Annotated in this window: 6 protein-coding genes; 2 read left to right on the top strand and 4 right to left on the bottom strand. The window is 33.8% G+C overall.

Going from position 1 to position 9,859, the window contains the following annotated elements:
- Positions 1–2 precede the first annotated feature (2 nt).
- The 4 genes from ACODST_RS27480 to ACODST_RS27465 form a co-directional block, all read right to left on the bottom strand.
- Positions 3–803, bottom strand: a complete 801-nt coding sequence (locus ACODST_RS27480) for a leucine-rich repeat domain-containing protein (RefSeq protein WP_488935295.1) — start codon at positions 801–803, stop codon at positions 3–5.
- Positions 804–1,102: 299 nt separating this feature from the next.
- Complete coding sequence (locus ACODST_RS27475) at positions 1,103–2,923, bottom strand: DUF4365 domain-containing protein (protein ID WP_488935294.1); 1,821 nt, start codon at positions 2,921–2,923, stop codon at positions 1,103–1,105.
- A 480-nt stretch (positions 2,924–3,403) separates the two neighbouring features.
- Entirely contained in the window at positions 3,404–4,513 is a 1,110-nt protein-coding gene (locus ACODST_RS27470) for a S41 family peptidase (RefSeq protein ID WP_488935293.1), read from the bottom strand.
- A 1,253-nt stretch (positions 4,514–5,766) separates the two neighbouring features.
- A complete protein-coding gene (locus tag ACODST_RS27465) occupies positions 5,767–6,369 on the bottom strand; it encodes a transposase (RefSeq protein WP_488935292.1) in 603 nt (200 codons plus the stop codon).
- 182 nt (positions 6,370–6,551) lie between these two features.
- On the opposite strand from ACODST_RS27465, the gene corA reads away from it, so the two are divergent.
- Positions 6,552–7,625 carry a magnesium/cobalt transporter CorA gene (corA, locus tag ACODST_RS27460; protein WP_488935291.1) on the top strand — a complete coding sequence of 358 codons (1,074 nt, stop codon included), beginning with the start codon at positions 6,552–6,554 and terminating at the stop codon, positions 7,623–7,625.
- Positions 7,626–7,692: 67 nt separating this feature from the next.
- The gene (gene pta, locus ACODST_RS27455) at positions 7,693–9,786 is read left to right on the top strand and encodes a phosphate acetyltransferase (protein WP_488935290.1); all 2,094 of its coding nucleotides are present in this window, start codon (positions 7,693–7,695) and stop codon (positions 9,784–9,786) included.
- The last annotated feature ends 73 nt before the right edge of the window (positions 9,787–9,859 follow it).

The following is a 9,859-nucleotide window of genomic DNA, read 5'->3' as shown; positions in this document are numbered from 1 at the left end:
AATCAGGTGCTCACTTTAAATTGGAATGGGGTGATCAATATCACCGGAATTTGCACACCTAAGTCAAGATGCTTCAATTGGGTCAGATTATTCAAGGCTTGCGTTTCGCTTATCTGATAATTTTGAGAAAGATCTAGGTATTTTAATCTAATCAGTTTTTTCAATGCTCCGAGTTGCGTAATTGAATTCTCTCTGAGAATTAATTGATTTAAATTTACCAATGAAGAAAGCGGTGAAATATCTTCTATAGCATTACCCTCAAGGTTTAAAAGTGATAAATTCTTTAATTCAGATAAAAAATGGATTTCTGTAATTCCATTTGAACCTAAGTGAAGTTTTTCTAATTTTTTCAGTTTCCCTATTGGTGAGCAGTCATAGATTGAATTTATTCCCAGATCAAGCTCCTTAAGGTTTTTCAGAGATGTTAATGGCGAAATATCTTGGACTTCGTTCTGTGCAATCTTTAAAATTTCAAGCTTACCCAATCCAGCTAATACGTTAATGTCGGTTATGTAGTTTCCAACGAGATATAAATGGGTGACATTTTGAAGATTATCAAAATTTGATAAATTGCTTATCTGGTTATTTGTAAGGTTAAGCCACTGAATATCTGGTAAAATTGCCAAAAAAGAAGTGTTTTGAATCTGCTGTCCTGCAAGATTTAATCCAATAATATTCTCATCTTCATTTACGACAATTGAGTTTTGATTTGTATAGATGCTTATTGCTTCAAGATTAGCCATTACATTTAGTGAAATGCCTAATAATTTTTCTAATTCTTTCTGCTGTAAATTGTACGCCATTAATTAAAAGCTTTTTCTTACGAAAATAATATAATTAGGGATTATTCAAAGGATAAAATTTAAAAATTACACTCAACGGTCTGCTATCTGCTTTGCAATCTCTAAAAGTGTTAATTCATTTTTTTGTTATGAATACAATAAGATGTAAATCATTTAAAAATCAGCGTAAAATATATTTTTTTGGAAGTGCAGAATTATGTTGGCAGGATTTATAAATGTTTATTATATTTTAATTTTCAAGGATTTACTTTATTCAATAAAAGTAAAAGCTTTATCGAATCCAAAATTTTTCAACAGGTCTATGTCTCTTGGTTTAATGTATCAGGAATTAAGGAAAAATCAAGTGTGATAAAATGCCTAATTGACCATACTGTTTTATAATTCATCTCCTTTTCAGAAAGCATGCGGTGCGGATCAAAACCTCTTTCAGATGCAGAGTCTTGAAGGCTGTGCATAAGTTTGGTATATTTTTCAACAAAACTCTCATGTGCAGTGCCTTTGTTAAAGATCGATTGATATTCTTTATTCAAACCGTGAAACCCATGTTTATCAATGGCTTGTAAAATTTCATTCTTTGTATCATTGGCTACTTCATATTTTCCTGAAAAATGCTGTATTTGGAATTTTAGAATCATGCTAGAAATCATATTTTCAATGTAGTCATTTGTCTGGTACAATTGGGAAAGCTGGTCGAGCGAGCCGCAAAGTTTTTCCAGCATCTGCACAATTAAGTTGCTAACACGTTTATTCATGTCAAAATTTCTCTTGTCCCAGCATCCCAGATAATGAATATGAATTGCCTTTTCATAGTTCCATTTTATGAATACCAATGTTAGGTATGCTCCACCCATTTGATAGCCGCATTTATCCGCATATGCCTCAATAGAATAAAGCCTCTCCACGAATTTCCTTTCAAGTTGCTGCCATTCCAGATATGCCCTGCTTTTAAATGGCCTTTCAGCACGTCCGATAAAAAACGTAAAATTCATCGCCAGATCATGCAAAAGAATGGAGGACTCGGCCTCCATAATCTTGTTATAGGCGACAATGCGGACAAAGGCGCTTTTTTCATTTTCAATAATCTTCTTCATTGTATCATAATACTGTCCAATGGCTGCAGTCGGCTGCGCTCGGTTTAATGAGAGCGTTTCAAAAGCTTTTTCGATCTGAAAAAAGGATCCGGCATCCACGAGGCTGTTTATCTTTTCCATCTGAAGGTCAAAGTCTTCTTTGGTTATCATATCAAGCAGATATCTAGCGCTTAAAATAGTGTGTTCAATTATTGCCTGACCCTGACGGTCAAATTCGCCAGAAAGCTTTTTAGCATCATTGAGCAGTTCAAGCGCTTTATAAAGATTTCCCCTCTGATAGTATGCAATTCCGCAGAAAAGATAAAACCTGGGAGTCGCTCTGTCCCTTGGCCAGCTTCTTTTCTCAATTTCTATTACTGTATTGAAATGATTCTTATTTACCAGAGCGGCGCCGAATTGATCAATAAAATCGATATTTTGTGCAACACTATAGACTTCAAGGTCTGAATCAATAATAATTGGATCCGAACTACTCAAGGTTTCAAGCGGGCTAATAAATTTATTGATGTGCTTTAGAGTATCACCATGCGCATATGTTTCATCATAAATATGCTGAACGGCCTGCTGTTCAAGTCTTTTGGTGAAATAAATTTTGTGCGTCTGCTGCTTTTGCCATTCGAGGTTCTTGCTCTGGAGCTGCACGGCAAGGTTCTTTACATTTTCGTAGAAAAAAGCCTTTGTGGGATGGTGGTAAAAGATATAATAGGCAGGCATCGGATTATTGAGCAGGTAATTGATATTTGAAGTGGATAGCTGCATGCCAAAGCTACTATCCTCAGACAGCTGGATTGTATTGGTTGCCTTTAGCTGTACAGCGAATTGGTAGTTGGTGTATCTCCATCCGCCATCTGGCAGCTCTTTTTTAAGCTCAATATGAAAATCAATTCCTTTGTCCCGGTCTTTTTGAGGCCTTATTTGAAATTTTTCAACAGGGAACAGTGATAGGAGATGATACTCGGAAACTGTTTCAAGGCTCTCGTTTGGATTTACTTTGGGAAGATCCGCATCTTCAAAATTGCCATACACCATACTTTAATTATCTTTAAGAAGTAAAGTTAAATAAATTGGCTCAAGATTTTTTTATGATATTAGGAAATGTTGTGTAATGTTTATGCAGGATCTAATTTTAGAAATAATCCAAGAGAAATAAACCAACAATTAGCCTTAGAAGAACAGCAGGTTAATAAGTAGTTATGTAGGAAAAAAAAAGATTTATTCTTGAAATAATTTAAACATTTTCAAATTTTGAATAGGGACGCTCTGACATTCGAACTTCTGGTTGGTAAAGTTTGATTTTAATGATTTAATAAGTATATGAAAAGTTATGTGCCACGAATATGCCACAAAACTTATCTCGATGAAAAAATCGATAAAATTCGCCTTAACTATTTGTGGTAGAAATAGTATCAAGTCCAAAATATCATGTGCCACAATATTGCCACAAAAACTAAAACTTACGAAAAATCAGTAAAATTTGCTTAGTTTTTGTTTCAAATAGCGGTAGTTTATTTAATAGCGGGTCTTCAATAATTCTTTGATAGCTGTGTCTAATACGGGGTCATTCACGTTTAGCAAATCATTTTGGGTATTTAGAACATGAATGTCAACAGGTGCGCCGATTCCTTCATAACAAATCATTTTGTTGTCGTAGTACCGCTCATTAGAGAGTGAAATAAGCCACCCATTTGGAAGTGTAAAGCCATACATATTTGAGTAAATGCCACGTGTGCTTGAACCGACAATTTTTACATTGGGCAGTTCTCTCATTATCGAAGCAAACAAATCTCCGGCGCTTACTGTTTTGTCATTGGTTAAGACTACTACAGGTTTTGTAAATTGAAAAACACCTTTAGGCTCAGTGTACCATGTTTCAAGCTGCCCAAAATCTTCATATCCTCCCTTTCTTATTCTCGTTTTTTTATGCATTCCGATTACTTTACTAGCTGCAAATCTGCCGGCAACTTCATAAGCAAATTCATCATTGCCACCAATATTATCTCTTACATCTATGATAATTGATTTTACATCTTTAAAACTTGCAAATAACATATCCAATAATTTGCCTGCAACTACTGCATCAGGCACATTATTGGAATCCTGATCGACGAAGCATCTGTTGAAACGCAGGTATCCAATACCATTTGAAGTCGAATAAGCAAACAGAGGTACATGATTAAATTCAGGACCTGCGTATTGCAGCGCTGTAAAATGTTTTTGCGATAAGGAAGAATTTACCATTTGCCAAAACTCATTACGCAAACTATCCGTTGGGAACTCTTTTACGAACTGCGAAGGTTTCACGGATTTGAATTGCTTTATTCCCGGAACGATAACATTGATATGATTGTCATTAAAAGGAGCCAGCATCTGAGAAAAAACCGTGTATAAAGAATCATCAGAAGTATTGGCGTTTATCAGTGGCCTATATTTTTGATAGGTGGCATGCCAGTCAATATTCCTTAACTTAAAGAAGGCATAGTTGTCTTCAAAAGTATGCCATAACACTTCAAAATTTAATTCCGGTTTTGAAATGGCAGTGTCCTTTGGATAGGATACCGGATTTTGGGCAAAGACAAAACTAGCAGAAAGCGAAAGCAATGCAAGGATAATTTTTCTCATTTTAAAAATTTTTAATGTTCGATGTTAGTTTCCATTTTCGAATAGCGGCGATAAGGAAAAGTCTTGACAACTATCCATCACGCGGTCCTTTTGTTTTTTCCAAGATTACAGGATTTAGGATTAAATACTGCATTTGCGGCTTCTTTATAAGAAGAGCGTTTACTTCATCCTACTCTGATTTTCCAGCTTTTGCAGAAAGTAAAATTACTCGATCGACATGACATTAAATTGTATAAATGCGAACGGCATACTTTTTTTTGTATGACAAAATTTTTAGCCATAAATTTTTCGTTAAGCATTTTATTTGAGTTTTGTTTTTGATGTTAAGTATTTTATTTTTAGTTGTTTATTGCTATTTTTTTTTTTTTTTTTTTTTTTGTTGTTGTTGTTGTTTGTTTGAGTGTAAATTAAATGAAGAGGTGATTTTTATATGTCTATGGAATCAATCTTAATTTAAGGAGGAAATCACCCAATTTTAGTTTCAGCTAAATGACAGTTAGTAGTGCAGACATAAAAGATGTTAAATAATAATTGAAAACTAGATAGTAAAAGCATGAGCTTCGAATTTGAATGAAGCTCTTGCTTTAAGATTATTGGTCTTGAGCGTACAGTGTCGAACCTAAGCTTGTAAGGATTTTATTTTACTGGATTTCTGTTTTTTTAAATGCAATGTGCCACAAATCTGCATTAAAATTTGAGCAGTTTTTGAAGATGATCAAAATAAATTTCTGATTAATAAGTTTGTTGAAAAACTGGTATGTAAATAGGGTTTAATGTTTTGATTTTTAATTAATTAAGTTTTTTTTTGATTGGGGAACTTTTGAGATCCAATGAGTGGACAAATCTTTAATTTAGTAGTCTTTTTACTCGTTATTTTGCAGATTTATTTGTACCTTATTTGTACCATTGCTTTGTAATGTACCGTTATATATAGGTTTGTTACTTTTGAAGAAGTAAAATAATTCTTTAGTACTAAGTAATTAGTACAAAGTATTAAGATAGAAAACCGAGTCAGAAATGACTCGGTTTTTTTGTGGACTTTGGTTATGTTTAATAAAACCTTTTTTACCATGAAGTTAAACCCGACAGGTTTTTAAAACCTGTCGGGTTTGCTATCGGATTGAGATTTAGTTTTGTTGTTTTGATTTTCTAAGTTTTTGTATCGTTCAGTTTTTAAGGTAATTAAGATATAATAAAGCCTTTTTTACCATGAAGTTAAACCCGACAGGTTTTTAAAACCTGTCGGGTTTGCATTATAAATTAAGAAATTCTTCTAAGGAAGTAAAATTCTCTTTTTCATTATGAGAAGATTTTAAATTGTCAATATTTTCAAATAATGAAATCACTTTTTCACGTTTTAATTTAGTCGATTTCTCAGATATACAAGCTGAATAAGAACTCCATGGATATTCTATTGGATGTTCGCAAAAACCATGATTTACTGGATTGTAATGAATATATTTTATAACGGAACGTAAATAGGATTCATTACCGATTAGTTTTCTTTTAAAAGGCCTTTCAAATAAGGCTCCATGTCTATTATATCCTTTATTAATTGCTTTTGTGTAAGCATTAAATAAATTTCCAAAAGATTGATGTGCAGGGATTATTTTTTTGATTTCATATTCCTTGTGACTTTTTAAAATTTCTTCAAAAGTTTTAATTCTTACTAATAAATGAAAATGATTTTTTAGTAAACACCAGGCTAATGTTTCGGCAGTTGGATCAATATGTTTGGTATAAAGCATAAGGAAATATTCATGATTTCTATCTTCTTTAAAAAGATTTTCACTATTAATTCCGCGATTATATATATGATAGTAATTTCCAGACTCTAAAGTTTCAATTTTTTGCATACTTCATATGTTCATGAAACCCAACAGGTTTTTAGAACCTGTTGGGTTTGATTTTGATGTAAAAGTAGTAAAAAGATTACTTTTTAATTCGTGTGTTTTGTTAAATCTTTCTCATCAAACTGATAAATGTCATTTCTTCTTCGGATTCTTTTTCGTAATATTACTATTGTAAATTTTCATGAATGAGAAAGATCAAATATAAGAAGGGCCGAAAGCTTCAGCATATTACTTTAGAGTATACCGGATCTCATAAAGAACACGAAACCGAAATGCAGCTTTTTGTATATAATGACGCTGATGTTGTTGAGTATGATAAGTTTACAGTTTTGGCGTTGAATTCCTGTTTTGACATTACAAAAAATAACTGGCTGAACATACATGGGCTGAACGATATTAATCTTATTAAAACCATTGGCGCTCATTTTAAACTCGATGATTTTCTTTTAGCTGATATTTTAAATACGACTAAAAGAACCAAATTAGAAGAACAGGAGAATGTGTTGTTCTTTAATATAAAATCCCTTCTTCCTTCTGAATACTCAGATAATATTAGTGTAGAACAACTGAGTTTTATTTTGAAAGACGGAGTCCTGATTTCATTTCAGGAAAAACGAAGTGATTTCTTTACCCATATCAGGGAGCGCCTTCGTACACATGCGGGAATTGTCAGAACCAAAAAAGTAGATTATCTCTTGTATCTGCTTTTGGATGCGGTTATGGAAAACTTCTATATTACGCTGGAAGATGAAGAAGATAAAATAGAAGAATTGATCAATTTAACTAAAAAGGATGCTAAACCGGCTATTTTAGAAAAAATTGAAAACCACCGTGATAACTTAAATTTTTTAAAACGTTCTATTGTACCCCTGAGGGATTCCTTATATTATCTCAAAACCATTAAAGACGACGATGAGAATAACGGGCTTATCCAAAAAGAAACATTCAATTTCTTTATCAGACTGCATCAGAAAAGTTTAGAACTTTTAGAGCAGATAGAATCGGATATGAGTGCTTTGGAAAGCGCCTCTAATTTTTATTTCTCGGAACAAAGCCGAAAAATGAACGAAATCATGAAAACATTAACGATAATTTCGGCCATATTTATTCCGCTTACTTTTATTGTTGGAGTGTACGGAATGAACTTCGAAAACATGCCGGAACTCAAAATGAAGAATGGCTATTTTGTCGTTATGGGCGTCATGTTTCTGCTGGTTATAGCCCTGATCATTTATTTTAAGAAACGCCGCTGGTTTTAACGTTTGTTTCAGGCGGAAAAGAAATGATTTCTATTAAATTTACTATTTAGAATAAATATAAATAATTATGAGTAAAGCAATATATATAGCAACAAGCGATCACAACAGTGGTAAATCGATCATCACGCTCGGTTTGATGAGTATCCTGATCGGAAAAACTGCTAAAGTGGGGTATTTTAGGCCTATAATTGAAGATTTTGTCGATGGTGAGGTAGATAATCATATCGAAACCGTTTTGTCGTATTTTAACCTTGATATTCGTTTTGAGGACGCGTATGCGATTACGAAAAGCAGATTAATCAAGAAAAAGAATAAAGGAAAAATAGGCGAGGTTCTGGATCTGATTATAGAGAAATATAAAAAGCTGGAAGAGCGTTTTGATTTTGTTTTGGTCGAAGGAACCAGTTTTACAGGCGAAGGAACTTCAATAGAATTAGATTTGAATGTTTTAATTGCCAAGAACCTTGGAATTCCAACTATAATTGTCGGTTCAGGAGTTGGTAAAACTTTAGAGGAACTTTTAGACAGCTTGTATTTAGTCTACGATTCTTTCAAACTCAAAGAAGTTGAGGTTTTATCTGTTTTTGCTAATAAAGTACAGCCAGAAAATATTGAATTGGTTACTAACAGCCTTCAAAAGACGTTACCTTCAAATGTTTTGATAAACACTATTCCGCTAATCTCGAGTTTAAATAATCCGACGATGCAGGAAATTGTAAACGAATTGAATGCAAAAGTGCTGTTTGGAGAAAATTACCTGAATAATGAAATCGGACATTACAGCGTAGGGGCTATGCAATTGCATAATTATTTAGTTCATCTGCATGATAATGCTTTGGTAATTACACCTGGAGATCGTTCGGATATTATTTTAGGAGCTTTACAAGCAAACGAATCCGCCAATTATCCAACTATTTCAGGAATTATTTTGACAGGAAATATTGTTCCGGAAGAAAGTATCTTAAAGCTTATAGAAGGACTTTCGGCAATTGTTCCCATTATTGCTGTTGATGGCGGAACGTATCATATCACCAATAAAATTGGTTCTATTAAATCGGAGATTTACGCCAATAATACGCATAAGATTGAAACCTCCATAACGACATTTGAGAAATACGTTGATAATGATGCTTTATCGGAAAGATTAATCACTTTCCAGGCTGAGGGCATGACACCGAAAATGTTTCAATACAATATGGTTAAAAGGGCCAAACAGCATAGAAAACATATTGTACTGCCAGAAGGAAATGATGACCGAATTATTACAGCGGCAGCAAGATTATTAGATATGGATGTGGTCGATATTTCGATTATTGGAGATAAAAAACAAATTGAAAATAAGGTGGTAGAACTTGGTATTACGCTTGATTTTTCAAAAGTAAATATCATCAATCCGATAGAATCTGAATTTTATGAAGATTATGCAAATACCTATTATGAGCTGCGAAAAGCCAAAAACGTAAGTATTACCATGGCAAGGGATTTAATGGAAGATGTATCGTATTTTGGAACCATGATGGTGTACAAAGGCCATGCAGACGGAATGGTTTCCGGCGCAGCACATACCACACAGCATACGATTCTGCCAGCGCTTCAATTCATCAAAACTAAACCCAATTCTTCTGTTGTTTCTTCAGTGTTTTTTATGTGTTTAGAAGACCGTGTTTCCGTTTTCGGAGACTGTGCCATTAATCCAAATCCAACAGCAGAACAATTGGCAGAAATCGCTATTTCTTCGGCAGAATCAAGCCTTGCATTTGGAATTGAACCTAAAATAGCCATGCTTTCTTATTCTTCCGGTTCATCAGGAAAAGGAGATGAAGTAGATAAAGTAAGAACTGCCACAGCAATTGTAAAAGAAAAAAGACCCGATCTTAAAATTGAAGGCCCGATTCAGTATGATGCTGCGGTTGATTTAAGCGTTGGAAAAAGCAAAATGCCGGATTCTGAAGTGGCAGGACAGGCCAGTGTACTAATTTTTCCGGATTTAAATACAGGAAACAACACCTATAAAGCTGTTCAGAGAGAAACCGGAGCTTTAGCAATTGGTCCAATGCTTCAGGGATTAAACAAACCCGTAAACGACTTAAGCCGCGGCTGTACAGTTGATGATATTATCAATACAGTTGTCATTACAGCAATTCAGGCGCAGGGAATGTAAATTCAATTAAAAATTAATAATTGAGAATTAAAAATTAAAAAATGGAACGCGGATGAGACAGATTCGCTATTGC

The sequence above is a fragment of the Flavobacterium sp. FG19 genome, assembly GCF_057809475.1.
Note: the sequence above shows the minus strand (reverse complement) of the source record. Positions and strands in the feature narration are given on the sequence as shown.

Coding starts and splice junctions, on each gene's coding strand:
- ACODST_RS27480 (WP_488935295.1), bottom strand. CDS start 803: ATGGCGTACAATTTACAGCAGAAAGAATTAGAAAAATTATTAGGCATT.
- ACODST_RS27475 (WP_488935294.1), bottom strand. CDS start 2,923: ATGGTGTATGGCAATTTTGAAGATGCGGATCTTCCCAAAGTAAATCCA.
- ACODST_RS27470 (WP_488935293.1), bottom strand. CDS start 4,513: ATGAGAAAAATTATCCTTGCATTGCTTTCGCTTTCTGCTAGTTTTGTC.
- ACODST_RS27465 (WP_488935292.1), bottom strand. CDS start 6,369: ATGCAAAAAATTGAAACTTTAGAGTCTGGAAATTACTATCATATATAT.
- corA (WP_488935291.1), top strand. CDS start 6,552: ATGAGAAAGATCAAATATAAGAAGGGCCGAAAGCTTCAGCATATTACT.
- pta (WP_488935290.1), top strand. CDS start 7,693: ATGAGTAAAGCAATATATATAGCAACAAGCGATCACAACAGTGGTAAA.